Here is a 24,117-nt window from a genome sequence, read left to right on the forward strand (position 1 = left end):
CCCGCAGACCGTGCCTCAAAGCGGGAGAACTTTGGGGTGAAGTGCTTTGAGAAAAAGCGGGAAGGGGAAACAAGCAGGTCATACCACGATCAACGTCGACAAAATTGCAGCAACGCACCTTGCTGCGAGCTTAAAAAGTGAGCTGTTCGGGCGCGCAGGGGGGTGCCTATTACAAGTGACATAGTGTCCGATGCGCGTGCGTCCAGTAATCGGCTTGCAACTGATGCCCTTTCGCGGCAACAGCGCGGCATGGAAACCACACCTAATTATGACAACGGCGCTCCTGCGTTTCTGGGTAAACAGACTGACCTACCGCAATCGCCTGAAGAAGCGGTCTTAGATTATGTACCCAATCCGCGCGTCGGTAGCTTGTATCTGGTGCGCTTTGTCTCGCCCGAGTTTACTTCGCTTTGCCCCGTGACGAACCAGCCAGATTTTGCACATATCGTGATTGATTACGCGCCCGATGAAACGATTGTGGAGTCGAAAAGCCTCAAGCTGTTCCTCGGCTCGTTCCGCAATCACAATGGCTTTCACGAGGATGTGACCGTCGGCATTGGCCAAAGGTTGGCGGAAGAGATGAAGCCCAAATGGCTGCGCATTGGTGGATATTGGTATCCGCGCGGCGGAATTCCGATTGATGTGTTCTGGCAGAGCGGCGCACCGCCAGCGGACCTTTGGTTGCCCGACCAAGGCGTCGCCCCGTATCGCGGCCGGGGCTAGTCAGAGAACTTAGCCAGCTCGCAATTCGTCTGCGAGCAGCTTAAAATCCGCTTCGCGCGGTGAATTTTTGCGCCAGACAAGGGCAATCTCACGCTTGGCGGTTCCATTATCCATTGGCCGTGCGACCACTTCGGTCCCGCTTAGGATACCTGCATTCAAAGCCATTTCGGGCAGAAGCGTAAGCCCCAGATCATTGTCCACCATCTGCACCAGTGTGTGCAAACTCGTACCAATCATTCCAGCGCTCGCACGAAGCTCTGATCGGTTGCATGCTGCAAGCGCATGATCGCGCAAGCAGTGGCCATCTTCAAGCAGCAGCAAACTTCCATGGTCAAGCAAGTCAGGATCAACGCTTTTCGGCGGCATCCGGGGATCATTCTTAGGAAATGCGACAAACAACCGGTCGTCGGCGATTGATTCGACTTCAACATCGCCGGTATCAAAGGGCAGTGCCAACAGTACGCAGTCGACACGACCATGTTGAAGTGATTCAATTGCGTCCTGACTGACTTCTTCGCGCAGCATCAATTGGAGGTCTGGGCGCTCTTTTCTAAGACGGGGAAGGATGCGCGGGATCATAAACGGCGCGATTGTTGGGATCACTGCCATGCGAAGTTGGCCCGAAAGCGGTTTGCCTGCAGCCTGTACTAGATCGGCCAGTTCTTCGGCTTCTCGCAAGAGCTTGTTCGCCTTCTCAACCACCTGCTCGCCCAGCGCGGTAAAGCGAACAACACGGCGAGAGCGTTCCACCAGTGTTACACCAAGAAGTGATTCCAGTTCGCGAATACCAGCTGAAAGGGTTGATTGAGAAACAAAACTCGCATCAGCGGCGCGGCCAAAATGGCCCGCTTCACGCAAAGCAACCAGATATTGCAGTTGTTTGATGGTGGGTAAGTACGTGCTCACAGCTCAGCCTGCGCTTCATCTTTTGTCTGCGCGTTTACCAGCTCGTCCTGAGCAGTTTCGGCCTCGACCTCGGCCTCTCCCTCTCCCTCTTCTTGTACCTGCCCTTCTTCCATGCTGGCTTGCATATCGTCGATATGGGTCATCATCAACTTGCCGTCCTTAACGGCAAAGGCAGTCCGGCCTTCAACGAGTTCAAGTGCATCTTTGCCGAATACATCGTAGCGCCAGCCTTGCAGCACCTTGAGATCGCGGACCCCGGCGGCTAGCGCTTCCATTTCATCGGCCCGTGTCAACAAGCGGGCGGCCACATCAATTTCTCGAGCACGGATTTTCAAAAGCAATTTGAGAAGGTCTGCAACCAATGCACCTTCTTTGCCGAGCGGCGCGCCGCGTTTCATCTTTTCTGGCATTTCAGACTTGGGCAGGGGCTCGGCCTCTGCGATCACTTTCATCAGACGCTTGCCAATATCATTGTCGCGCCATGCGGACGAAAGCCCGCGAACCTTTGCCAAATCCCCCTGTTTTTTAGGTGGATGAGAGGCGATATCTGCTAGCGTTTCGTCACGCATAATGCGGCCGCGCGGGATGTTCTTATGCTGTGCTTCGCCCTCACGCCAAGCTGCAAGTTCTCTAAGGCGGCCCAGCACTTGCGGGTTGCGGCCTTGCTGACGGATTCTCTTCCATGAATTGCTAGGGTCCACGGTGTAATTGGAGACGTTAGCAAGCTTCTCCATCTCAGCATCAAGCCAATTGCCGCGGCCCGTTTTGATGAGTTTTTTTAAGATCTTGGGAAAGATGCTCGACAAATGGGTGACATCGCCAATCGCATATTCGATCTGGCGATCTGTTAGAGGGCGGCGGCTCCAATCGGTAAAGCGTGCGCCTTTGTCGATCTGCATGCCGAGCCAATGGTCGACAAGGTTGGCATAACCGATCTGTTCGGACTGGCTGATCGCCATCATTGCGATTTGAGTGTCGAAAACCGGCTGGGGCGTTTTGCCGGTCATGTTGACGATAATCTCAACATCTTGCCCGCCTGCATGAAAGACTTTGAGGACCTGATCATTTTCCGTTAGCAAATCAAGCAACGGTTTAAGGTCGATGCCATCAGCCAGCGGATCAATCGCGGCGGCTTCATCGGTGTTGGCAATTTGCACCAGGCACAGTTCAGGCCAATAGGTGTTTTCGCGCATGAATTCGGTATCCACCGCAACGAATTCGGATGTCGCCAAACGCTCGCAAAGGTTGGCTAGAGCGTCGGTGGTGGTAATCAGATCATGTATTTTCATGTCGTTCTTTTCTTGTGTCTTGAGCGGAGTGCCGCTCTCGGCCCACAATGAGCCAGAATATGGTATAGGTGCACGCGACTTGACAAAGCGAGTGGCTTCCCCTGTTAGCGCGCCCATAGCGCCATACACGCAAATAGGACAATAATTTAGATGCACGCCTTCCGTACCCACAATTGCGCACAGCTTTCCGCTCTAAATGTCGGCGAAACCGTCCGTCTTTCTGGCTGGGTCCATCGCAAACGCGACTTTGGCGGCGTTTTGTTCGTCGATTTGCGCGATCATTTCGGCATCACACAAATAGTGGCCGATGAAGATTCGCCCGCTTTGGAAGTGCTAGATCGCCTCCGCGCTGAATCTGTGGTTACCATTGATGGCGAGGTGAAAGCCCGCAGCGCTGATACGGTGAACCCCAAACTCGAAACGGGCGAGATCGAAGTGTTTGCGCGGGCCATCACCGTGCAATCCGCTGCCGAAGAGCTGCCTTTGCCTGTGGCTGATGAGCTGGATTACCCTGAGCACATCCGCCTCAAATACCGCTTCCTCGACCTGCGCCGTGAGACGATGCACCGCAACATTATGCTGCGCAGCCAAGTGATTACTTCGCTGCGCAAACGGATGACGGGCCAAGGTTTTACCGAATTTCAAACCCCAATCCTGACAGCGTCATCACCCGAGGGCGCACGCGATTTCCTCGTGCCAAGCCGGATGCATCCGGGCAACTTCTACGCGCTTCCCCAAGCGCCTCAGATGTTCAAGCAGATGTTGATGGTGTCGGGCTTTGACCGCTATTTCCAAATTGCACCTTGTTTTCGTGATGAAGACCTTCGTGCAGATCGGTCCTTAGAGTTCTATCAGCTCGACCTTGAGATGAGCTTTGTAACGCAAGAAGACGTGTTCCAAGCGTTGGAGCCCGTCCTTGCTGGCACGTTTGAGGAATTTGCAGACGGTAAGACCGTAACGCCTTCGGGCGAATTCCCACGCATCCCCTATGCCGAAGCGATGATGAAATACGGCAGCGACAAGCCCGACCTTCGCAACCCGCTGATTATCTCGGACGTCACCAGCCACTTTGAAAAATCGGGCTTTGGCCTGTTTGAAAAGATCGTTGGCGGCGGCGGCGTTGTTCGCGTGGTTCCTGCACCGAACACAGCCGATAAGAGCCGCAAGTTCTTCGATGATATGAACAATTGGGCGCGCAGCGAAGGGTTTGCTGGCCTTGGTTATGTCACGCGCAAGGGCGGCGAGTTTGGCGGCCCGATTGCCAAAAACCACGGCCCAGAGCGTATGGAAGAGCTCTACAACGAGCTTGGCCTTGGCCCGGACGATGGTCTGTTCTTTGCCGCTGGCAAGGAAAAGGACGCAGCCAAACTGGCAGGCGCAGCGCGTACCCAAGTGGGTGAGCAACTCGAACTGATCGAGCAGGGTTGCTACAAGTTCTGTTGGATCGTCGATTTTCCCATGTTCGAATATGACGAAGAAGCGAAGAAAATCGACTTCTCGCACAACCCGTTTTCCATGCCTCAAGGTGAGATGGAAGCATTGGAGACGATGGACCCGCTCGACATCAAGGCATGGCAATACGACATTGTCTGTAACGGTTATGAGCTGTCTTCGGGCGCCATTCGGAACCACCGCCCGGACATCATGTACAAAGCGTTTGAGCTTGCCGGATATGACAATGCGACCGTCGATAAAGAGTTCGGCGGCATGATCGAAGCGTTTAAACTTGGCGCACCTCCCCATGGCGGGTCTGCGCCGGGTATCGACCGGATCGTGATGTTGCTCGCCGGCGAAGAAGCCATCCGCGAAGTAATTGCCTTCCCTATGAACCAGAAAGGCGAAGACCTCATGATGGGCGCGCCTTCGAAGGCGGAACCTGCACAGCAGCGCGAGCTCAGCATTCGTGTGGTGGAACCGCCCCAAAAACCAAAGGCGCAAGAAGGCTGAAGCTAAGCGCTTTTCCCAATTCACTTGGCATACATTGCCGCCTATCCAGATTAGACGAAACGCAAATCTGGGGGCGGCATGTCTGGAAAATTGAACCTTTTGAAAAGCATCACGGGTGCAGCAGCGATGCTGTGCGCGCTGCAATCTGCGCAAGCTGAAACGATCACGGTTGAGGGTGTTTACGCCTCGCGTGTCGATCTTCCGGCTGATGTTGAATTGGTGCTAATCGAGCGGTTTCGCGGTGACTTGGGACAGGATCTTGAGCTTGATCTGACTGAACGGCTTGGCGATGTCTATATCCGCGGAGAGCCGTATTTTGATCTCATCACACCATATGTGCTGCAAGGCGCAGTGGTTGAGATTGAGGGTAATGACGGTACTGTTTCCACTCGGCCTTTGGTTCCTGATGCGCAGCTGCGCGGCACGGTGCGCAGCGAAGTGATCGATCGCAAGGTCGATCCCAAGATCGAACGCGAATGCATCAAACGAAACGCCGAAGACAAATGTATCGAGCGGCGCGAGGTGCGCATCGAGTGCCGTGAGCTTTCAGTACGGGTCGATCCGCGCCTGCTCTTAACTTCGGCCAATGGTCAGCAGTTGTATTCGCAAACCGAATCGCGCGTTGCGGCAGAGCGGTATTGCGCTGATCACGATGATGTCCCCTCGGAGCTTGATCTGGAAAATGACCTCATCAATACGCTTGCAAGTGAGATCCGTCGCGATTTGGCGCCTGACCAATCGCGGCGCGATATTCGGGTTATGGAAAGCCGCAAGGACCTACGCAAAGAGGACCGCCGCGCCTTTCGCAATGCTGTTAGGTTGACCGATGGTGATGTACATTCTGCCTGTGACGGGTTCGAGGCACTTGAAGGAGCCAATCCTGACCATGTCTCTGTCCTCTTCAACATCGGCCTTTGTCATGAAAGCAGCGGCGAGTTGGAGGCAGCGCTCGATTACTACGCGCGCGCATTGGTCGCCGATCCGGGCCGAGATTATCCCACTGACGGGATGCGTCGAGTGCGCAGCCGGATGAGGGCTGAGGAAAACTTGGCGGCGCGTGCTGCGCTTTAACTGCCTGTAAGGCCAGACAAAAACGCCTCTACATTGCTGCCCAGTGCATCGATATTGTAACCGCCTTCCATCACAGTAACGGTTGGAAGACCAAGCGTGCGGACCCGCTCTGCGATTTTGTGCATGTCCGATGTCGTGAGTTTAAAGAATGAGATAGGGTCTGCCTCAAACGTATCCGCGCCGTAGCTGATCACCAGAAACTTTGCTCCAAAGCGGACGATTTTTTCAAGGGCTGCGTCTAATGCGGGCTCGTATCCAACCCATGTCGTGCCGCGAGGAAGGGGCTGGTTAAAGGTTGCACCTTCTCCCTCTCCTTCACCGGTTTCATCGGCGTGCCCCCAGAAATAGGGGTAATCCATTTTGGGGTCTGCATGAATGGAGGTGAAGAGCACATCACCTCTTTCATAGAATATGTCCTGGGTGCCGTTGCCATGGTGATAATCCACGTCGAGTACCGCCACCGGTCCGAGCGCCCGATGGACGCCCGCTTGTGCGATGATTGCGGCATTGTTGAGAAAACAATAGCCACCGTAATAATCCTTGCCCGCGTGGTGTCCGGGTGGACGGCAGAGCGCAAAGGCATGGCTCTGTCCATCTGTAACTGCATCTAACCCGCTTAATGCCGTTTGCGCGCCCCAATAGGCGGCATTCCAAGTACCATTGGCAATCGGTGTCGCTGCGTCAAAGCTATAGTGACCAAGCTTCCCATCAATGCGGGTTAGGTCGAGTTTCCGGCGGCGCACGGCGGGAAAAGCATATCCAATCGCGTCGCCTTCACGCCCTGCTTTCTGCCAATCATCGTAGGCGGTCTTTAGGAATGCGACATAGTCAGGATCGTGAACTGCAAGAACTGGTTCAAGTCCGTAATCGTTCGGTGTTTCGCATTCACCCAAGGCATTGAGCATCGAGGCAACCCGCGCCGGACTTTCAGCAAAGTCCATCCAATCGCCATTGTTCAGTTCGCGTAGCGGCGCATGGCCGATCTGGTGGTCGGAGAAAAAGCGTTTCATATCAGCATTAGTAACAACTATGCTGCTATTTTCGAAAGGGAGAATATGTCGCTTGACCGCCGATCCTTTGTCGCCCTTGGCTTTGCTGTAACGATTGCTTTGTCTGGCGCCTTGGGCTGCGCCGCGATTGCGGAGCCGGGCCCACCTAAGACCAAACTTTATGTGATGGGTGTGCTGCATTCGACTCACCTCGAATCGGAAAGCTATTCGCTTGAAGTGTTGGAAGCAGCAATCTGCAAGGCTGCGCCAGATGTGATCATGACGGAGATTCCTCCAGACCGAATTGATCGAGCCATCTCGAGTTTTCAGGAAACTGGAAGGATCGACGAACCACGCACGCAGGTTTTTCCAGAGTACACTGAAGTCGTATTCCCTTTGAGCCGCGAAATGGAATTCCAAATCCTTGGCACGGCCGGTTGGACAAGAGAGATTGCTGACAATCGCAGAGCAGCGTTGCAAGGTATCCAGAACAATCCAGCCCGAGCGCAAGAATGGGCAGAACATAGCGCGGCAACCAGAAAGTTTGGACGAGATTTGCAGGGGCGCGGACGTGACCCCTTGTTTATCCATACGCCCGAATATGATGCACTCGTGAAAGCCGGGCGAACGCCATATCAGGATAATTTCGATGCAGATCTTGGTCCGGGGGGGTGGACCCAAATCAACAAAGCACACACCGATTTGATCAACGCCGAACTCGATCAAATCAGTGGGCAGGGGCTGACCGCGCTTGTCACTTTCGGCTCGGCGCACAAGTACAAGATATTGGAGAGCGTTGAAGGACGCGATGATATTGAATTGCTCGATACGCGCGGATTGTTTGAATAGGGGGATGTTATGCGAATGCTAGAGAAAGTAGCCTATTGGATTGCAACGGGATTGATGGGCTTGCTGATGGTGTTTGCCGTGCAAATGTACCTACGCAATCCTGACGCGGTTGCCGGTGTTTTTGAAGGCTATTCCTATCCCGGATATGTGGTTTACCCACTGGCGCTTGTGAAAGCTTCTGCGCTTCTGGTTATCCTTCTCAACCGATGGCGCAATCTGAAAGATATCGCCTACGGCGCATTTTTCATCAATTTGGTGATGGCAACATATGCGCATATCGCGGCGGGAGATACTCCGATCCATGCCTATGTTGGGATTATCGCCGTGGTGCTTTCTTACATTTTGAGTAACCGAGTGCGAGGAGTGCCTTCGCGCGATGCTTTTATGTTGGCTGAGCACAAAGTGGATTGATCAACGTCAAAGCCTGCATCTTGACTTGCGCTCTTTCGAACCGACCTATAGGGGCGTAAGTGAAGTTTCAAACCCCAGTAAAAGAGGGATACACATGAGCGATACTGCAACCCGCGTGCAGAAAATTGTCGTCGAACATCTCGGCGTCGAAGGTGACAAAGTAACTCAGGAAGCAAGCTTTATCGATGATCTGGGCGCTGACAGCCTTGATATCGTTGAGCTGGTAATGGCTTTCGAAGAAGAGTTTGGCGTGGAAATCCCTGATGATGCGGCTGAAAAGATCGCAACCGTCGGCGATGCGACCAAATTCATCGAAGAAACGCAAGGCTAAGCCCTCGGGCGAATCGCCTTCAGCTTGTCCATTTATGGACGACTGACCGACAGGCCCGGGCCCTTTTCAAATGGGCTGCCGGGCCTGTATTGTTTTGGCCTAGCGTGTCGCTGGGTATTTTGGGATCAAATCGCAGGCGCCCCGCCATGGGGCTATGGAGTGTTGAATGCGCCGTGTTGTTGTCACTGGTTTGGGTCTTGTCACCCCGCTTGGCGGGGATGTGGAAACCTCTTGGAAAAACCTTATCGCTGGCGAAAGCGGGGCAGGGCAGATCAAGAGCTTTGAACCTGAGGGGCAGAAATGCACCATCGCATGCGAGGTGAAGGCTAAAGACCACCCATGGGGCTTTGACGCGGACAAGCGCGTTGACAGCAAGATCCAGCGGCAAGTCGACCCCTTCATTGTTTACGGCATTGATGCAGCAGGCCAAGCACTCGAAGATGCAGGCCTCACCGACCTTTCTGACGAAGAAAAAGAGCGGGTTGGCTGCTCTATCGGCGCAGGCATTGGCGGCCTTCCCGGCATTGAGAAAGAATCGGTCAATCTCCATGAACGCGGCCCAGGTCGTGTTTCGCCGCATTTTGTGCATGGCCGCCTTATCAACCTTGTGACGGGTCAGGTTCAGATCAAATACGGCTTTATGGGGCCCAACCATGCGGTTGTGACCGCGTGTTCAACCGGCGCGCACTCCATCGGTGATGCCGCGCGTATGATCGCGATGGATGATGCCGACATTATGGTGGCAGGCGGTGCGGAAAGCACGGTTAACCCGCTTGGCATTGCTGGATTTGCGCAGGCCCGCGCGCTCAACACCAGTTTCAATGACCGTCCAACCGAGGCTAGCCGCCCTTATGACAAAGACCGCGAAGGTTTCGTCATGGGTGAGGGCGCAGGTGTTGTGATCCTTGAGGAGTACGAACACGCCAAAGCGCGCCGCGCGAAGATCTATGCCGAAGTCACCGGCTATGGCCTTTCCGGCGATGCCTATCATGTGACCGCACCCCATCCAGAGGGTAAGGGCGCTGAATTAGCTATGAAAATGGCCTTGAAGAAGGCGGGGCTTGGGCCGGGCGATATCGACTATGTAAACGCCCATGGGACATCCACCATGGCCGACACAATCGAATTGGCAGCTGTGAAGCGCGTACTTGGTGACGATCTTAGCGGGGCTTCGATGAGTTCCACCAAAAGCGCAATCGGCCACCTTCTAGGCGGCGCAGGAGCGGTCGAAGCGGTGTTCTGTGTGCTTGCGATGCGCGATTCTATCGTGCCGCCGACGCTCAATTTGCACAATCCAGATGAGGGCACCGAAGGTATCGACCTTGTGCCTCTTAAGGCGAAAGAACGCGAAGTTAAGGCAGTTCTGAACAACAGCTTTGGCTTTGGCGGGACCAATGCCTCTATCATCATGCAGAAGGTCGAGGACTGAGTTTGATGAAAAAGCTCGGCATCATAGTCGGGCTGGGTCTTGCGGCGTTTGTCGCAGGGGTGGTGCTGCTTGTAAGTTTCATGGGGCAGGCGAAGGTTGAGGCAGAAACGCCTTTCTTGATCCCAGCGGGCTCTTCTCTGACGTCAGTGGCGCAAAACCTAGAGACCGCTGGGCACATCACCTCAGCGGACGGTTTCCTGCTCTCAGCACGCATTTTCGGGTCATCCGATCCCATTCAGGCCGGTGAGTTTGAATTGACGCCCGGTATGAGCCAAGGCGACATCCTTACGATGTTCCAATCAGGCGATGTGATCCGGCGTTTCATAACCATCCCGGAAGGCATGCCAAGCATTCTAGTGTGGGAACGTGTGCAGGCGGAAGAATTGCTAACCGGCGAGGCGGACGTTCCTCTCGAAGGCTCGATCCTGCCTGACACCTATTCCTACGAACGCGGCCAATCGCGCGCCAGTTTGATCGAACAGATGCAAGGGGCGATGGACCTCTATCTTGCAGAGGCGTGGGCAGAGCGCAGCGAGAATACCGCCGTGGACACCATCCGCGAAGCTTTGATCCTGGCAAGCGTGGTCGAAAAAGAGGTGGGCACTGCTTCCGAACGCCGAACGGTGGCGGGGCTTTATTCAAACCGTGTGCGCACTGGAATGATGCTTCAAGCAGACCCAACGATCATCTATCCTATCACTCAAGGTAAGCCACTTGGCCGCCGGATTCGACAGTCAGAAATCTCTGCATTGAATGGCTACAACACCTATACCCGCGTAGGGCTTCCAGTGGGACCAATCACCAATCCGGGACGTGAAACCATTGCAGCGGTCCTCAATCCAGAAGATCACAATTACCTCTTTATGGTGGCGGATGGTACTGGCGGGCACGAATTTAACGAAACTCTTGCTGGGCACAATGAAGCCGTTGGACGCTGGTTCCAGCTGCGTAGAGAACGCGGCGAAATGGACTGATCGTTTTGGGCAGGCCGTTTATCATGACCGCGGCCCTTCCGCCCGAAATACAAGGATGGGCCGATGCTTTGCGGCGTGAACACTACCCGCCAGAGCGCAATCATCTTCATGCGCACGTCACCATGTTCCATTCCTTCGCGCCTTCGCTGTACGAAGAGTTGAAGGGTTTTCTTCCCATCGTGACGCGCGAATTCGCGGCGCCAGAGGCCTGCATCACAGGTATCATGGATCTAGGGAAGGGCACTGCAATCGCACTCCAAAGCGAGCCGCTGCTCGCGCTGCGCAGCCTGATTGCAGAGCATTTTCACGGCAGCCTTACCGCACAAGACCTCCACGATCCGCGCCCGCATATCACGATCCAAAACAAAGTCACAAAAGTTGAAGCCCGCGCGCTTCAAGCGCAGCTTGCGCCCGCTATCGAAACTCGCACTTTTGCATTTCCGGCTCTTGAACTGCATCTCTATCAAAACGGCCCATGGGAGCACATCAAAACATGTGTCTTTCGCGGAAGCGAGCGGTTGTAGTATAAGGTATTTTGATTAAGTGGTGCCGGGCGGAATATTGGGGGAATGACGATAGAACTGACTGATGCCTTTGGCCTTATCGGCGGCGTTGCCCTAATTCTGGGTGTAATTCCGCACCAAGTGCGCCTGATGCGTGTCCTGCTGGTCATCAGCGGCATTGGCGGCGTTCTCTACTTCGCCTTGCAAGAAGAGTTCGGATACGGTTTGCCGCTTGCGCTTCTATTTCTTGCAATAAATGCTGCGCGCCTGTTTCAGTTGTGGAACCGCGCGCGAGCAGGTTCGATGACCCGTGAGGAACAAGAACTGTTCGACCATGTCATGCGGATCGAAGACCCTTCCAAACAAAATCGTCTGCGCGACCTCATGCAATGGCGCGATATGGAGGTCGGAGAGGTTTTAATCGAGCAAGATCAGATTGACCCGCCTTTGATTTATATCGCCACAGGCCGCGCCTCGATCAAGCGCGATGGCCAATTGGTCAATGAATGCGGTGCAGGCGAATTTGTGGGTGAAATGAGCCATATTTCGGGCGAGGGCGCGAGCGCCACGGTCACGGTCGTTCTGCCTATGCGCATGGCACAGCTTGACCGCGATGCTCTCGCGCAGCTCACACAAAGCCTGCCAGAAATTGGCCGCGCGGTAGACAGCGCTTTCAACCGGAGTTTGGCGGTAAAAGTGGTGCGAATGAACGAAGCGATCGAACAAGCGCAAAACTGAGGTCGGCCCCAAATCTTTAGTTGACCGGCGCGGGTCCGCGCCCTAAATCGCGCGCTCGCTTGAGGCGTTATGCCTCGCGATTCCCGACCGGTTTAGAGCCCAAGGGAACCCTTTTGGGGCGGAGTAGCTCAGGTGGTTAGAGCAGCGGAATCATAATCCGCGTGTCGGGGGTTCAAGTCCCTCCTCCGCTACCAAACAATCACTGATTTTGATCTGTTTGTGAATACCGGTGGATGGCAACGGCCTGCCAGTATTCGGCTGGTAGGCAGTATCAGGGTCACGAAACCGTTCCTCTCCTAGGACTTCCGGGTTTCCGGTGATTTGAATGATTAAGTGGCGGTGATGTCTGGTTTGCGCCCCAGTTTCGGACATTCCAGTTGTTATCGCTCGATCCCGAAACTGGTCATAGATCGGTTCAAAAATTAGAGCTCGGCGAAGATGCGAGAATACCGCTTATCCCCTTTTTGGTATGCTGGTCGCTCGCCTTCAAAAGTATTACCTTGCGCCTCGATCAGCGTCATTCCGTCGAGCATATAGAGACGAAAATCTTGACCGCTTCCCCCTGTGAGTTGCCATGCGCTCAAGCTCTCATTCCCGTTGTGTTGAATACCGTAAGTGTGGGGCTCGACTACTCGCATTTTGCCCTTGTAATTGAAGTTCAGTAGTAGTCGTTCTTCTATAGCACTGATAATTGTCTGGTTCATATGTCCCTCCACCTCCTCTTGGAGAATAGCTTTGCAGTTAAAACGCATTAGGGTCCAGAACTTCCGATCACTAAAAGATGTGACGATTGACATCGGTGCTCACACCGCGTTGATTGGTGGGAACGGCGCTGGCAAGTCTAGTGTTCTAAAAGCACTACTGGCCTTTTACTCGACCGCGAAGAAACTTCCTTCGGACGATTTCTACGGGCGTGATGAAGATCTGGAGATAAGAATTGAGCTGACCTACAACCAGCTCACGCCTCTCGAGGCAGAAAGCTTTGCGAGTAGAGTGCGCAATGGCGAGCTGGTTGTTACACGCATCTTCGATCAAACTGCATCGAGTGGGCGATACCATGGCTCAGTTCTTCAAAATCCCGATTTCGTTTCGGTCCGAGCAAACACCCAAGCTGGTCCTCGCCGTGACGCCTACAGAGATCTTCGCAATAACAACGCAGCATACGCAGACTTACCTGCCATAACCAGCGCAAATCAAGCCGATGCCGCCATGTTGGATTGGGAGGAAGCGAATCCCGAAGCCCTGGAGCTTCACTTGGATGATGGTCAGTTTTTCGGCTTTCAGAACGCGAGCAGAGGAGCTTTGCAGCGCCATACAACATTCGTTTTTGTTTCTGCAGTTCGGGATGCTTCCGTTGATGCCAAAGACGGAAAGAGTTCAGCCGTAGGGCAGCTTCTTGAGTTGCTAGTAAGAAGCGCAATCCAGCAGCGTCAGGAGATTCAGGCGTTCAAGCAGGAGATGACAGAGCGCTATCAGGAATTAGTATCACCCGAGAATATGCCAGAATTAGGCGTGCTTGCGGAGAACCTCACCCAAGACTTACGCAATCTATATGAAGACGCAGCGGTGGGCATGGATTGGCGAGCGGTGGAGGAATTTCCCGTCCCCCTCCCGATGGCAGATGTTGAACTTTCTGATGATGGTTTTGGAGCACCAGTCGACCGTCAAGGTCACGGACTGCAGCGCGCTTTCATCTTTACAATTCTCCAGCACTTAGCTCGGACCACTGTCCTGGCTGGCAACGAAACGGAGCAAGAGGAACCAGACGGTGAGCAAGCGCCAGTTCCACAGCTCATTTTGGCGATCGAGGAGCCGGAGCTCTATCAACATCCTACCAAGCAACGGCATTTAGCGGACGTCTTACGAGGTTTAAGCAATGGCACTTTGCCCGGTGCCGACGCACGCACACAAATCCTTTTCGCAACGCACTCTCCGTTCTTTGTATCACTCGGACACGCCGACGAGATCCGTTTGGCGCGAAAGGTTGCAGTCGAAGAATGCGAGTTCAAAATCTGCGATCTACAATCACTTTCCTTGGACACAGCGGCAACACGATTGGAGACTGCCTGGCAGAAGGAACTGGGCACCTTTATCGGCGCAACATTGATGCCCCGTCTGCATATTCTTGGCGCCGAGTTGAGTGAGGGTTATTTTGCACAAGGAGTGATCCTCGTCGAAGGGAGGAGCGACAAGGCGGCTCTAGAAACGGCTGCCCGAATACGCGGAGTAAACTTCGCTTCTGCAGGTATCGCTGTTTTGTCAGCCGAAGGGAAGGGAAATTTAGACAGACCCTACGTTGTTTTTTCGGAACTCGGGGTCCCTGTCTACACCGTCTGGGATTGCGATGGTCACAAGAACCCAGGAAACGCTCATCCAGCGACGAACCTAGCTCTTGCCCGGCTTTGCGACCCAACCGGCAACATAGAAGAAGCTCCGACCGAAACCAGTGTCAACGCGAGCTACGCGCATTTTCAAGATTCGCTGGAGCGCACTTTGCAGAATGAAATCGGTGAGGCTGAACTCCAGCAGCATCTCCAAGCAGCATGTGCGCCACTTGAACTCCCGGCAAACGGAGAAACCCAAAAGATCCCCGAAGTGATGTTCAGAACTCTCTCGCTTGCGAGGGAGAATGGACAAGAGTCTGCCACACTGGATTCAATCGTCCAGCGGGCTTGGACACACCTAACCGGCCAAACTCTCTAACTCCATCTCTCGTTGAGCTTGGTTTCTACCTTGCGAAGAGATTTGCTATTTCGAAAAACCGAATGTCGGCTTCTATCTTCTCGACATTGTTAGTCGACATTCTGCTTTCGGCCCAACAACAGTTGAATAGCAACTCGCCCCAGTTTCTGACATTCGAACTGGCACCAGGTGGTTCCATAAAGCCGACATTCGTACGTACGGACTCCCGGGGATAACTTTAGTCATTCTACACTTTACTTGGAACTGTCGCGTTTCATAAGAATTGGCTCCTTACAATCCGGTCACGAGCGAGGGAGCCTCTGGTCAATGAAGATTCTATCTTACAATCCAGGCCACGACGGGGCGGTCGTCAGTCTGATAGATGGGCGCTTGGAGTTGTCGATCGAAGCTGAAAAGGACTCCAATTACCGCTACTCGTCTATCTCTGGCTCCAATGTACTCCAGGCAATCGGGGAGCTACACGACATACCGGATGTGATTTGCATGGGTGGATGGTGGCCCCGGGATCACCACGAGTCAGTGGTGGGCTCGACCAATCACGTGAATTATCGCGGGATCGGCGATGAGGACATAATCGTCGGCGAGCGGCGATTTCTGCAGAAGGCCACACGCTATTTCTCATCGTCACACGAGCGCTCCCATATTTTATGCGCATTTGGAATGTCCTCTGTTCCAGTGGGCACGCCTTGCTACGCTTTGGTGTGGGAGGGTGAGCTTGGAGCCTTTTATGAGATCGACGAAGTCTCGAACATCCGGCTCATTGCGGACGTGCTGGATGAACCTGGCAATCGCTACGGACAGCTCTATGGTCTTGCAGATCCGACCTTTCCCAAGGATTGGAAGCATGCCCGCCTTTCGGATGCGGGGAAACTGATGGCTCTCGCATCGTTCTCGACCCGCAGCACGCCCACAGCCGAGGAAAGCAAGCTGCTCGAATTCCTCCTCGACCCTAGCTACCAAGGACTGGGGTCCCACGAAGATATTACGGGCGTACCTCACTACAATGCCGGGTTTGATGATCCTGAGTTTCGAAATTTTGCCGGCATCTACAGCGACGCGCTATTTGAGAAATTCCATCGCTTTGCAAAAGAGACACTCAAACCCAATCGCCCCTTGGTAATCGCGGGCGGCTGCGGTCTGAACTGCGACTGGAATACAAAGTGGAAGCAGACCGGACTATTCTCCGACGTATTTGTACCGCCCGTCGCCAACGATTCTGGCTCTGCAATCGGCACAGCTATCGACGCGCAGCTGTATTTCTCAGGAAACCCAAAGGTCGAGTGGGATGTTTATTCGGGGCTATTGTTTCAACCGAATGGCACGTTCGAGGCCGATCGGTACGACGTTTGCGATTTGGAATTTGCCGAGATCGCGGAACTACTCGAAAATGATCTTATTCTCGGATGGGTCAGCGGTCGGTACGAGATCGGGCCCCGTGCGCTTGGCAATAGATCAATTCTGGCCTCTCCGTTTCACGATAGCACTAGAGAACGGCTGAATGAAATAAAGCAGCGCGAGCAGTTCCGTCCTATCGCGCCGATTTGTCTGATGGAAGACGCTGCCCGCTTGTTCGGCTGCCATCAGGAAAGCCCGCACATGCTCTACACCTACAAGGCGACCACCGATGCGTTAGCGGCGGTCACGCATGTGAATGGCACCGCTCGCATCCAAACGGTTACGCCTTCCTCTAACCAGAACCTTCACGATCTCCTCACCGCCTTTAAGGCTCGCACCGGATACGGCGTGCTGTGCAACACCTCCCTGAACTTTAACGGGAAGGGACTCATCAACAACATTGCCGACCTCGACGCGTACGCCGTTCGGCACGGCCTTGACGGTTTTATTATCGACGGACGCGCGCACCTGCTGAAAGAATCGAAACGCTATCAAGCGTATCTCGAAACCGCTTCCATATCGGCACCGTGCTTTGGCGCGGATGATCGATCTCTCCGCACTTGAGGACGCCATCTTGCAGCCCGACTCCCAAGTTCAGACCGACACGCCAATAATGGACACCTGTCCGCCGGGATTTGAAGAGAGCGATGAGCTGCGTTCCGCCTTCATTCGCGACATCACCTTGTATGTGCCGCCGCCAAATCAGCCTTCGAGTTTATCGGCGAGGCCTCTCAAAAAGATCCCCCGCACTCTCATTCGGTACTGGCATGATCCATCTGACCTTCCTGACGACGTGCGCGACTGCCTCTCGAGTTGGGAACGTCTCGCGGAAGAGGGGTTCGAGCTGCGGATGTTTTGCGACAAAACTGCTTTAGCCTACATCGGCGAGCAGTACGGCTCACGTGAGCATAAGGCATTCTTACGCTGTCGGCATCCAGCGATGCGAAGCGACTATCTTCGAATGTGCTTCGTCCTGGCAGAGGGTGGTTTCTATGTCGACGCAGATGACGCACTTCTTGGCGATGGCTGGAAGGATATGTTTAATGATGGCCGGCTAAAGGTCCAGCCACTGTGCTACGATATCCCGACCGGCCAAATGATCTCTGCCGCCGAATTATGGCGCGTCGACCTGCCAACAAATGGTCGCATCTTTTACCTAAATAACAACCCTATCGCAGCACCGCCGGGACATCCTGTTCTGCAGAGGGCCCTGACCCGCGCAACGAACCGCTTGCTTGGTTTCGACCCGCTCCCGGAGATACAATCGACGACCGGACCTGGCAATTTCACCGCTGCCTTGGCGGCACATGCTCGCGACTTGTTAGCTGCGGGTGATCTATTTGACTTCGAGCTGCTGCGCGACTGGGGAGCTATCGCAGAAACGCGCTGGCATCTGTCCTATCGTGGCGACTCGCGCAACTGGCGCAACATGGACTCAAACTGAGGCTCCTTGGAAAGTCATGAATCTCAATGAAGGATCAGGCCAACTGCTAAGCCTCGTCTTCCGGGCGATGCGCGCCGCTGTCAGCATGTTTCCCGGCGGAAGAATCAGTGCATTAGGCACTGGTCCCAACAAAATCAGTTCCATCTTGATCGTAAACCTTGATCGACAACCGACTCGATGGCGCCGCATGCTCCGTGAGCTCGGCCGCTTTCGGACTTGCGACGGCAAGCCTCTCACTTCGATTGCAACGCGATTTGCCGCTGTGGACGCTCGAGACGGTCGCGCGGTAGCGGCCACAGCTGACGTCGACCCGAATTACCGATTAGGAGATCAACTTCACGTCCAGCCCGATGCTAGGCTGGAAGAATGCTTCGGCGCTGATGAACCGATCCGTATGACGCACCAGGAAGTGGCAGTCGCAAGGTCACACGTTGAGGTGTGGAAAACCATAGCGAGGGGCTCCCACGAGCATGTGCTGGTGCTGGAAGACGATGTCTGGTTCACGCACGGTGCCGCTGCAATCATTGATCGAGGCTGGCGCGCGGCGCTCGATCGATGCCGCGCCGACGGCGGCCCGAACCTTCTTTACCTCTCTTACCAAGATGCAGACGGGAGTGCCGAACGTGCCGATCCCTGCGCGTCACTCTTCCGACCAGTACGTGGCCTTTGGTTCCTTTCCGGTTACGTTCTGTCTCGAGAAGGTGCAGCGTCGCTGCTTCGCGCGATGCCGGTGGTGGGTCCGGTCGACATGTGGATCAATTATCGGTTCGAGCAGCTCGGCGCGTTCGCAGTCTCGTCCCCGGCAATTCTACAGCGGCAGGACTGTGTTTCCGACAACTCGTATTCTATCCTTCCCTATTTGGCGCGCGCCGGAATCGTTGACGCTGGTTCTGGTTCAATGGCGCCAGAAGAAAAGCATTCTCGCCCGGTTTTGGCTTGGTCCACAGGTGGTGATCGAGAAGGGCTTGCGATGGCTCTCTCAATGCTAGGGTTGCGCGTCCGTGCCTTTGACGGAGACGAAGAGAAACTCTCAGTCGACGAGCTGCAAAAACAGCTCGAAGTGTTCGATGGACTCGTCGATGCACCCCTCACGGATTCTGCATTGACTTCGGCAGTAGCTTGCACGGGCGCGGTGTTCGTTGTGGAAGAGGGGGCCGCTGGCAGGCGAGGTATAGAGTTCGGTCGCCTCCCAATGGCTCGGACTGCTGTGCTTCCCCAGCATCAACTGGGCGAAAGCATGTGGGAGCCTCTCTGCGATTTGCTCGGGCTTTCGTACCCTGCCGAACCTTTTCCAGCCGGTGCCCGGCGGGACCTTCGTCTGTTTCGCCATGAGCGTGAAGAGGGCTTGGAGTATGTAGCCGCGGCCAGCCGACCAGCCGACCCGCATGATGATTCCCCATGGGTACTTCCGTCTCCGAATGGATGGCATCCGCGGTGTGCAGTCGGAATTGATGACCCCGTCAGTGCGCAGATGGCACGAGCAACCGTCGATGCAGACGAAGCGTCGTTTTCATCGCTGGTTGAGACTTTTCCGGGAAACCTTGCGTCGTTTGCGGTCGAGGGGGTTAGCCATGACAATGAGGGGACGCATCTTACGATCGAAAAGGCCCATACAGGGCGACGACCGTTTCGGTCCGGTGCATTCGCATCAAATGAGTCCTTTATGCATGGTCGTTTCGAGGCCGAGATTAGGGCCGCCGCTGGATCAGGTTTTATTACAGGATTGTTTCTTCATAGGGACAGGCCGCGGCAAGAGATCGACATCGAAATAGTTGGAGACGATCCGCGAGCGATGCTGGTTAACGTCTACTTTAATCCTGGCGATGAGGGTACCGCGATGGCATTTGGCTATCGAGGCACCCCTTACAGGATTGATCTCGGCTTCGATGCAACCGACGGATTCCACCGTTACTCGATCGATTGGCGTCCAGGACTGATCGCATGGGCAGTCGATGGTAAGATCGTTCACGAGCGCCGTGGCTGGGATCCAACACCGTTGCCCCATCTTCCCATGCGTCTCCACGCCAACTTGTGGGCTCCGCGTTCTCAGGAGCTTGCTGGACCGATTGACGAGGATCACCTCCCCGCGAGAGCGGCGTTCAGAAACGTAACGATCTCGGGTTAGCTCAGTACTGGGTGGCCATGTCTGCATAATGATCCGACGATTGTCCGCATGAAGTGAGTTCGATCCGTAGTCGAAGAATGTAACGGCAATGTCGGCTTTCTCATTTTCTCGGTTAAGACCGGTCGGTCAGCTAACGGCCCAAGAGTCGCTCGCCATTCGACCGTGAGTTTACCACCGCTATAAGAACCTGTCCGGCAGCGAAGCTGCCAGGCTACTTTAGGATTTCGACCCGATGATAAGCGAGAAACTCGCGTTGCTTCTCATTGAACGGCTTCACGGCTGTCATTGCTAGGCGCCACGATTCCCAAACGGCCGCTGGCAACTCATCGCTTCGAATGACACTTCCGTCATCAGCAAAGCCGATGAACCCAGAGTCAAACAGCTTGTCCACGTGAGGCGAGAGAAGTAGCCCATTGCACCCATCGAGCTTCTCTTGATCGGTGCATACTCGCCAAGGCTTGATGTGACTAGCAATCAAGAAGCGTGGATCTGTGACACCAGTCAGGCGGCAACCTTTTTCGTTCAATCTCACATTGGCTCTGAAAATTCCTTGCCCCCGGCGCGAAGAGACAAGTTGGCTCTTTTGCGTTGCAGCTATGTCTGTGCGCCCTTGCAGAGCCGTTTCGGCTTTCTCATCAGCCAGGTCATCCTCTGGCTCGGCCGTTGCTTCGCCAAGGCTCCTGAATTGCGGGCCAAACTCGTTTAGTAACACCTTGGCGAAAGCCTCGGAAACTTCAGCCAGGTATACCCCTTGGTTTCCGCTTCCGTTCGCTTGAAGCGGTGCATACTTCGGCGCCATATGTGGCCGTAGATCATCGATGATATCCTTCGGCTTGATCTGTCGCTTTGCTGCCTCGAACTCGACTGGCACCAACCAGCCTTCATCATCCCACTGGTCTCCAACAGATCCAAAGTCCGGCTTGATCGCAGACTCCGCTCGGCCCTGCGCTGTTCCGACGGCTTTGATGAACGTGTCGCAGAATGAGAATACGAGATCGTCAGCTGCGACTTCCGTCATGTTATCGTAGAACTGATTTCGCGCGCCGTTCTTGTTCGTCTTTGGTGACCAAAGGAACCCGCCAGAGACCTCATGTTCGTAGGTTTGGTTCTGATTGACCCACCAGTATCTCATGCCTGTAGATCCTTCTTCTTAGCGTCTAGGAGCTTCTTTGCGATCGGGATGTCAGCAGGAGCAAGAGTTAACTCCAGGAGCTCTTCCGGGGTTCTCCAAGCATACTCATCGTGGACGGTTAAGCTGAAGTCGCTGCTATGCAACGAGACTTCTATCGCGATTAGTGAGATCGCTCCTCCAGGGTAAGTGTATTCTGAGACGGTCAAGACCTCACCGGCGGTCGAAGAAACGCCAAGCTCTTCCTGAAGCTCGCGCTCAATGCATGTTTGAACGTCTTCCCCTGGTTCAAGCTTGCCACCAGGAAATTCCCAATAGCCGGCCAGTTTCTGACCAGCCGCCCGCCTTGTAACAAGCACCTTGCCTTCGGAGATCGCTATTGCCGCCGCAACTTCCTTCACTTCTAGTCCTTGCTAAGCTGCTATCGAAATGAGCTTACCGATGGCGGTAAGCCTCAAATACCTTTGATGGAGCTGGTAACCCGGTCGAAGGCAAGCTCTTTTCGGTAAGCTCGGATGAAGTTTGACTAGCAGTGTTATTTGAGACGATCGGCCGACAACTCCGGAAATTGGAGCGCAATAACTTGGCTGACGCGCTGTTTCAGACCTGAGCCATATTCCGGAACCTGCCGTGGGTATCTTGGCCAATAGTAGCCATTACCGTCTCGAAGCTTGGTCGAATGAAGGTGATGGATTACTCTCCTTGCTCTATTCACCGTCGTTCGAAGCGAGCCATGTTTGAGATTGTATCTTCGGCCGCGCGACCAAAGTTCATCTGCAATCATCCCATCAGAGATCTTGCGCTCGCTTGATTGGTGTTCGAGCAGCGTCACGACGGCCCACACATCACAAATAAGAGGATATGAGCTTTCGCTCGTTCTACTGGGATAGTAATTTCGCCCGGGGAGCGGCGGTAAGTCCCATGGAAAGTTAGCAAGGCGACGGTCTCGCTCTTCCCACACCTTAGCTTCAAACTCTGGTTCAATTGCATGCAAGCTTGGTTCTGCAGCTTTTTTTCGCGCTCTTTCGTCGCGTTTGTTGCGGCGCCACCGATCCCGCTGTTTGTCCTTGTCTATCGCCATGAAGCCCAATCATATTTAAGCGCGGACAATTTTTGCAACAGAAATCCATAGTGTGTTTCTAGAAAGTGTGGTTAAAAGGTCTGGCTCCTCACCGAGACGGTCTCAGTGGGTTCATTCTTGAACAAAGGAGTAATTCTACGATGTATAATGTCGCTAAGACAATTGCGGATCGACGAGCTGAAATTAAAGCTCGGACGCGAAAGCGTATGATCAGCGGTATCCTTCAGAACGAGTGCCCCTCGGCAATCGAAGCAGCTGGAGAAGCCTATCTGATTTGGTATGCCCATCACACTGAGTTTGATTTTAAAGATCTACTTTTGGATTTCCGGATGGGCGCTATCTCGCCTTTTACCTTCTACACAAAGTTCGCCAACCTCTGTGAGGTGGTGATTTCCGACTGCATCGTTCCGGAGAAGCTGAGAGATGACCTCTATTACGCCTGGGGCTACTTCGAGGCGTCGAAACGTCAGTGCAGCCCTTTGCCGCAAACATAGGAACGCCGATCTGCCAGTGGATGGCGCCAGCTCAAAATCCTCCGGGGTTTAGGCGCCATCCGGATGGCTTATCCCATGGCCTCCTAGGACTTCTTTGATCGCCGAAGACATTCTGAGAACTCGTTGCGCTAAGTTGACCGCGTCAACCTGCATGGATTCCCATGATCACGTAAAAACACTGGAATACCGAGATTTCTTGAGCACCGAAGTGAAGGGTAAAACCCATTGGAACGCATGTTGATTGATAATGTAGGCGCTTCGCACGCAATCCCATGCTTTCCCAGAAAAGTGTGAGACCCATGCGACCCCATAGTGACAACGCCGCGATGATTGAGCTTGTCGAAAAGAACCTGCTTTGATCGGAACATACTATCAGCGGAAAGAGAGGAACCTACCTTCGGTGTTCGCAGGTTTGATGGGAAAGCATGGGTTTGCGGAAACTATCTTCCCATGCAGATTATTTGAAGATTGTTTGCATGAGAGAGGCTGGGGTTTCTTTGGTTCCCATGGGAATGTTGTCACCGGGCTTCGCCCGGCGACGGAACGCTGCTGCTGCGCAGCATCGTTCTTTAGATTTGAAGATGATTTGTTGGTTGGAAAGTGAAGTGTAACCTTCCCAAAGAAGTCTATAATCCCCCTGCGCCCACGAAAAGAGATCATCGTAAGCGCAGAGGGTCATTCTTGGGTTTTCCCGTCGAAGTGGTGAAGAGCAATGAGTTGAGCCGCAAACTCAGGTCGGCGGGACTCCTTACCGACCTATATGCTCCGAGCCCCCGGCCTCTCGGCCAGTCCGGTTATCCAGCGCATGCTGGAAGCACCCCGCTGAACTTTCCTTCAATTCTCACAGGGGAGGGGACTTTAACCCCCTTCTTGGTGTTTGCTTTCACTCTCGGCGGTGAGAGCAGGGCTTTCACCAGCCGTTGGTAGCGGCTGATTTTCCCATTGCGTGCACTCGCTCGGCTCCGGTCTTATTCCCGGCTACCGTGTTGCCGCAGGGCGTGCGGCTGAAACCCTTGTGCTATGACAACGCGCGGTGGCAAAACCGTCTGTCGTGGGCCAATTTCGACTTGCATTGAGTATACCACATCCCAGCCTAATCTCGGACTGAAAACTGCTCTTTCAGAGCGCATTTGACCTAGAAAAATTGGATTAGTTGGCCGGCATTGATCGACTTCTTGACATGTATACGTAGACGTGTCTACATGCATCGGGCAGCCGAATTTCGGCAATTTTGGTCAGTTTAGGTCAACTTGGGTCAGCATGGCAGGAACAAACTCAGATTATCTCCGGCGATTGAAGAACGATGGGCGGCAGGATTTGATCGATAAGATCAAGCGCGGTGAGATAACCGTTTACGCAGCGGCAGTGTTAATGGGTTATCGAAAAAAGCGCTCAGCTGCATCGCGTTCCGATCAGATTTCTTATCACTATTTGCGAGCAGATAAGGATGAAAAGCTTCGTTTCGTTCTTGAGAACATCAATAGCCTCGGCCCAATCGTGCTCGGTCTGATCAAGCGTCAGCGCGCAATAGATGAGGCGAAAAAACCCAGCGAATAGGACAAAAAACACCCCGACAGTTCACTCCG

At 54.1% G+C, this 24,117-nt stretch carries 23 protein-coding genes and 1 tRNA gene; 17 read left to right on the forward strand and 7 right to left on the reverse strand.

Annotation, left to right across the window (positions count from 1 at the left end; translation table 11 throughout):
* Nucleotides 1-249: 249 nt before the first annotated feature.
* The gene (gene queF, locus ABJ205_RS04215; RefSeq protein WP_348157523.1) at nt 250-723 is read left to right on the forward strand and encodes a preQ(1) synthase; all 474 of its coding nucleotides are present in this window, start codon (nt 250-252) and stop codon (nt 721-723) included.
* A gap of 9 nt (nt 724-732) precedes the next feature.
* Here the strand turns inward: queF and ABJ205_RS04220 are convergent, their stop codons facing one another.
* Together ABJ205_RS04220 and rnd are read right to left on the reverse strand one after the other, a co-directional pair.
* Nucleotides 733-1,629: a hydrogen peroxide-inducible genes activator gene (locus ABJ205_RS04220; RefSeq protein WP_348157526.1), complete on the reverse strand. Its 897-nt coding sequence runs from the start codon at nt 1,627-1,629 to the stop codon at nt 733-735.
* Nucleotides 1,626-2,918, reverse strand: coding sequence for a ribonuclease D (gene rnd, locus ABJ205_RS04225; RefSeq protein ID WP_348157529.1), 1,293 nt, complete (start codon nt 2,916-2,918; stop codon nt 1,626-1,628). The genes ABJ205_RS04220 and rnd overlap by 4 nt, the downstream gene beginning before the upstream one ends.
* Nucleotides 2,919-3,068: 150 nt before the next feature.
* On the opposite strand from rnd, the gene aspS reads away from it, so the two are divergent.
* Nucleotides 3,069-4,865 (forward strand): aspartate--tRNA ligase, encoded by a 1,797-nt coding sequence (aspS, locus tag ABJ205_RS04230; protein WP_348157532.1) that lies wholly within the window; start codon nt 3,069-3,071, stop codon nt 4,863-4,865.
* 78 nt (nt 4,866-4,943) lie between these two features.
* Nucleotides 4,944-5,936 (forward strand): hypothetical protein, encoded by a 993-nt coding sequence (locus tag ABJ205_RS04235; RefSeq protein WP_348157535.1) that lies wholly within the window; start codon nt 4,944-4,946, stop codon nt 5,934-5,936.
* Here ABJ205_RS04235 and ABJ205_RS04240 read toward each other — a convergent pair.
* Nucleotides 5,933-6,946 (reverse strand): histone deacetylase family protein, encoded by a 1,014-nt coding sequence (locus tag ABJ205_RS04240; RefSeq protein WP_348157538.1) that lies wholly within the window; start codon nt 6,944-6,946, stop codon nt 5,933-5,935. The genes ABJ205_RS04235 and ABJ205_RS04240 overlap by 4 nt on opposite strands.
* A 45-nt stretch (nt 6,947-6,991) precedes the next feature.
* Between ABJ205_RS04240 and ABJ205_RS04245 the strand changes: the two genes are divergently transcribed.
* From ABJ205_RS04245 to ABJ205_RS04280, 8 genes are all read left to right on the forward strand, one after another.
* Nucleotides 6,992-7,774 (forward strand): hypothetical protein, encoded by a 783-nt coding sequence (locus ABJ205_RS04245; RefSeq protein ID WP_348157539.1) that lies wholly within the window; start codon nt 6,992-6,994, stop codon nt 7,772-7,774.
* Nucleotides 7,775-7,789: 15 nt separating this feature from the next.
* On the forward strand, nt 7,790-8,185 hold the full coding sequence (locus ABJ205_RS04250; RefSeq protein WP_348157541.1) for a DoxX family protein: 396 nt from the start codon (nt 7,790-7,792) through the stop codon (nt 8,183-8,185).
* 94 nt (nt 8,186-8,279) lie between these two features.
* The gene (locus tag ABJ205_RS04255) at nt 8,280-8,516 is read left to right on the forward strand and encodes an acyl carrier protein (RefSeq protein WP_348157542.1); all 237 of its coding nucleotides are present in this window, start codon (nt 8,280-8,282) and stop codon (nt 8,514-8,516) included.
* A 166-nt stretch (nt 8,517-8,682) separates the two neighbouring features.
* A complete protein-coding gene (gene fabF, locus ABJ205_RS04260) occupies nt 8,683-9,945 on the forward strand; it encodes a beta-ketoacyl-ACP synthase II (RefSeq protein WP_348157545.1) in 1,263 nt (420 codons plus the stop codon).
* Between the two features lie 5 nt (nt 9,946-9,950).
* On the forward strand, nt 9,951-10,919 hold the full coding sequence (gene mltG, locus ABJ205_RS04265) for an endolytic transglycosylase MltG (RefSeq protein WP_348157548.1): 969 nt from the start codon (nt 9,951-9,953) through the stop codon (nt 10,917-10,919).
* A gap of 23 nt (nt 10,920-10,942) precedes the next feature.
* The gene (locus ABJ205_RS04270; protein ID WP_348157551.1) at nt 10,943-11,443 is read left to right on the forward strand and encodes a 2'-5' RNA ligase family protein; all 501 of its coding nucleotides are present in this window, start codon (nt 10,943-10,945) and stop codon (nt 11,441-11,443) included.
* A gap of 45 nt (nt 11,444-11,488) precedes the next feature.
* On the forward strand, nt 11,489-12,160 hold the full coding sequence (locus tag ABJ205_RS04275; protein ID WP_348157554.1) for a cyclic nucleotide-binding domain-containing protein: 672 nt from the start codon (nt 11,489-11,491) through the stop codon (nt 12,158-12,160).
* Between the two features lie 117 nt (nt 12,161-12,277).
* Nucleotides 12,278-12,354, forward strand: a tRNA-Met gene (locus ABJ205_RS04280).
* Between the two features lie 228 nt (nt 12,355-12,582).
* On the opposite strand, the gene ABJ205_RS04285 is transcribed toward ABJ205_RS04280, so the two are convergent.
* Nucleotides 12,583-12,744 carry a hypothetical protein gene (locus tag ABJ205_RS04285; RefSeq protein ID WP_348157557.1) on the reverse strand — a complete coding sequence of 54 codons (162 nt, stop codon included), beginning with the start codon at nt 12,742-12,744 and terminating at the stop codon, nt 12,583-12,585.
* Nucleotides 12,745-12,811: 67 nt separating this feature from the next.
* Here ABJ205_RS04285 and ABJ205_RS04290 point away from each other — a divergent pair, with 67 nt between their 5' ends.
* From ABJ205_RS04290 to ABJ205_RS04305, 4 genes are all read left to right on the forward strand, one after another.
* A complete protein-coding gene (locus ABJ205_RS04290) occupies nt 12,812-14,863 on the forward strand; it encodes an ATP-dependent endonuclease (RefSeq protein ID WP_348157559.1) in 2,052 nt (683 codons plus the stop codon).
* A 306-nt stretch (nt 14,864-15,169) separates the two neighbouring features.
* Nucleotides 15,170-16,822: a carbamoyltransferase C-terminal domain-containing protein gene (locus ABJ205_RS04295; RefSeq protein ID WP_348157561.1), complete on the forward strand. Its 1,653-nt coding sequence runs from the start codon at nt 15,170-15,172 to the stop codon at nt 16,820-16,822.
* Nucleotides 16,800-17,702: a glycosyltransferase gene (locus ABJ205_RS04300; RefSeq protein WP_348157563.1), complete on the forward strand. Its 903-nt coding sequence runs from the start codon at nt 16,800-16,802 to the stop codon at nt 17,700-17,702. The genes ABJ205_RS04295 and ABJ205_RS04300 overlap by 23 nt, the downstream gene beginning before the upstream one ends.
* An 85-nt stretch (nt 17,703-17,787) precedes the next feature.
* Nucleotides 17,788-19,827 carry a family 16 glycosylhydrolase gene (locus ABJ205_RS04305; RefSeq protein ID WP_348157601.1) on the forward strand — a complete coding sequence of 680 codons (2,040 nt, stop codon included), beginning with the start codon at nt 17,788-17,790 and terminating at the stop codon, nt 19,825-19,827.
* A gap of 211 nt (nt 19,828-20,038) precedes the next feature.
* Here the strand turns inward: ABJ205_RS04305 and ABJ205_RS04310 are convergent, their stop codons facing one another.
* The 3 genes from ABJ205_RS04310 to ABJ205_RS04320 form a co-directional block, all read right to left on the reverse strand.
* The gene (locus ABJ205_RS04310; protein WP_348157565.1) at nt 20,039-20,959 is read right to left on the reverse strand and encodes an HNH endonuclease; all 921 of its coding nucleotides are present in this window, start codon (nt 20,957-20,959) and stop codon (nt 20,039-20,041) included.
* A complete protein-coding gene (locus tag ABJ205_RS04315; RefSeq protein ID WP_348157567.1) occupies nt 20,956-21,357 on the reverse strand; it encodes a (deoxy)nucleoside triphosphate pyrophosphohydrolase in 402 nt (133 codons plus the stop codon). Before ABJ205_RS04315 ends, ABJ205_RS04310 begins: the two co-directional genes overlap by 4 nt.
* 134 nt (nt 21,358-21,491) lie before the next feature.
* Nucleotides 21,492-22,037, reverse strand: coding sequence for a hypothetical protein (locus ABJ205_RS04320; protein WP_348510011.1), 546 nt, complete (start codon nt 22,035-22,037; stop codon nt 21,492-21,494).
* Nucleotides 22,038-22,177: 140 nt separating this feature from the next.
* On the opposite strand from ABJ205_RS04320, the gene ABJ205_RS04325 reads away from it, so the two are divergent.
* A complete protein-coding gene (locus tag ABJ205_RS04325) occupies nt 22,178-22,531 on the forward strand; it encodes a hypothetical protein (protein ID WP_348157570.1) in 354 nt (117 codons plus the stop codon).
* Nucleotides 22,532-23,791: 1,260 nt separating this feature from the next.
* Nucleotides 23,792-24,088, forward strand: a complete 297-nt coding sequence (locus ABJ205_RS04330) for a hypothetical protein (protein ID WP_348157573.1) — start codon at nt 23,792-23,794, stop codon at nt 24,086-24,088.
* Nucleotides 24,089-24,117 lie beyond the last annotated feature (29 nt).

The organism is Erythrobacter sp. (assembly GCF_039988855.1).
Lineage (GTDB): Bacteria > Pseudomonadota > Alphaproteobacteria > Sphingomonadales > Sphingomonadaceae > Erythrobacter.

Coding starts and splice junctions, on each gene's coding strand:
- aspS (WP_348157532.1), top strand. CDS start 3,069: ATGCACGCCTTCCGTACCCACAATTGCGCACAGCTTTCCGCTCTAAAT.
- ABJ205_RS04300 (WP_348157563.1), top strand. CDS start 16,800: ATGATCGATCTCTCCGCACTTGAGGACGCCATCTTGCAGCCCGACTCC.
- ABJ205_RS04305 (WP_348157601.1), top strand. CDS start 17,788: ATGTTTCCCGGCGGAAGAATCAGTGCATTAGGCACTGGTCCCAACAAA.
- rnd (WP_348157529.1), bottom strand. CDS start 2,918: ATGAAAATACATGATCTGATTACCACCACCGACGCTCTAGCCAACCTT.
- ABJ205_RS04240 (WP_348157538.1), bottom strand. CDS start 6,946: ATGAAACGCTTTTTCTCCGACCACCAGATCGGCCATGCGCCGCTACGC.
- ABJ205_RS04270 (WP_348157551.1), top strand. CDS start 10,943: ATGACCGCGGCCCTTCCGCCCGAAATACAAGGATGGGCCGATGCTTTG.
- ABJ205_RS04330 (WP_348157573.1), top strand. CDS start 23,792: ATGGCAGGAACAAACTCAGATTATCTCCGGCGATTGAAGAACGATGGG.
- ABJ205_RS04245 (WP_348157539.1), top strand. CDS start 6,992: ATGTCGCTTGACCGCCGATCCTTTGTCGCCCTTGGCTTTGCTGTAACG.
- ABJ205_RS04255 (WP_348157542.1), top strand. CDS start 8,280: ATGAGCGATACTGCAACCCGCGTGCAGAAAATTGTCGTCGAACATCTC.
- ABJ205_RS04310 (WP_348157565.1), bottom strand. CDS start 20,959: ATGAGATACTGGTGGGTCAATCAGAACCAAACCTACGAACATGAGGTC.
- ABJ205_RS04275 (WP_348157554.1), top strand. CDS start 11,489: ATGACGATAGAACTGACTGATGCCTTTGGCCTTATCGGCGGCGTTGCC.
- ABJ205_RS04250 (WP_348157541.1), top strand. CDS start 7,790: ATGCTAGAGAAAGTAGCCTATTGGATTGCAACGGGATTGATGGGCTTG.
- mltG (WP_348157548.1), top strand. CDS start 9,951: ATGAAAAAGCTCGGCATCATAGTCGGGCTGGGTCTTGCGGCGTTTGTC.
- ABJ205_RS04320 (WP_348510011.1), bottom strand. CDS start 22,037: ATGGCGATAGACAAGGACAAACAGCGGGATCGGTGGCGCCGCAACAAA.
- ABJ205_RS04325 (WP_348157570.1), top strand. CDS start 22,178: ATGTATAATGTCGCTAAGACAATTGCGGATCGACGAGCTGAAATTAAA.
- queF (WP_348157523.1), top strand. CDS start 250: ATGGAAACCACACCTAATTATGACAACGGCGCTCCTGCGTTTCTGGGT.
- ABJ205_RS04295 (WP_348157561.1), top strand. CDS start 15,170: ATGAAGATTCTATCTTACAATCCAGGCCACGACGGGGCGGTCGTCAGT.
- fabF (WP_348157545.1), top strand. CDS start 8,683: ATGCGCCGTGTTGTTGTCACTGGTTTGGGTCTTGTCACCCCGCTTGGC.
- ABJ205_RS04235 (WP_348157535.1), top strand. CDS start 4,944: ATGTCTGGAAAATTGAACCTTTTGAAAAGCATCACGGGTGCAGCAGCG.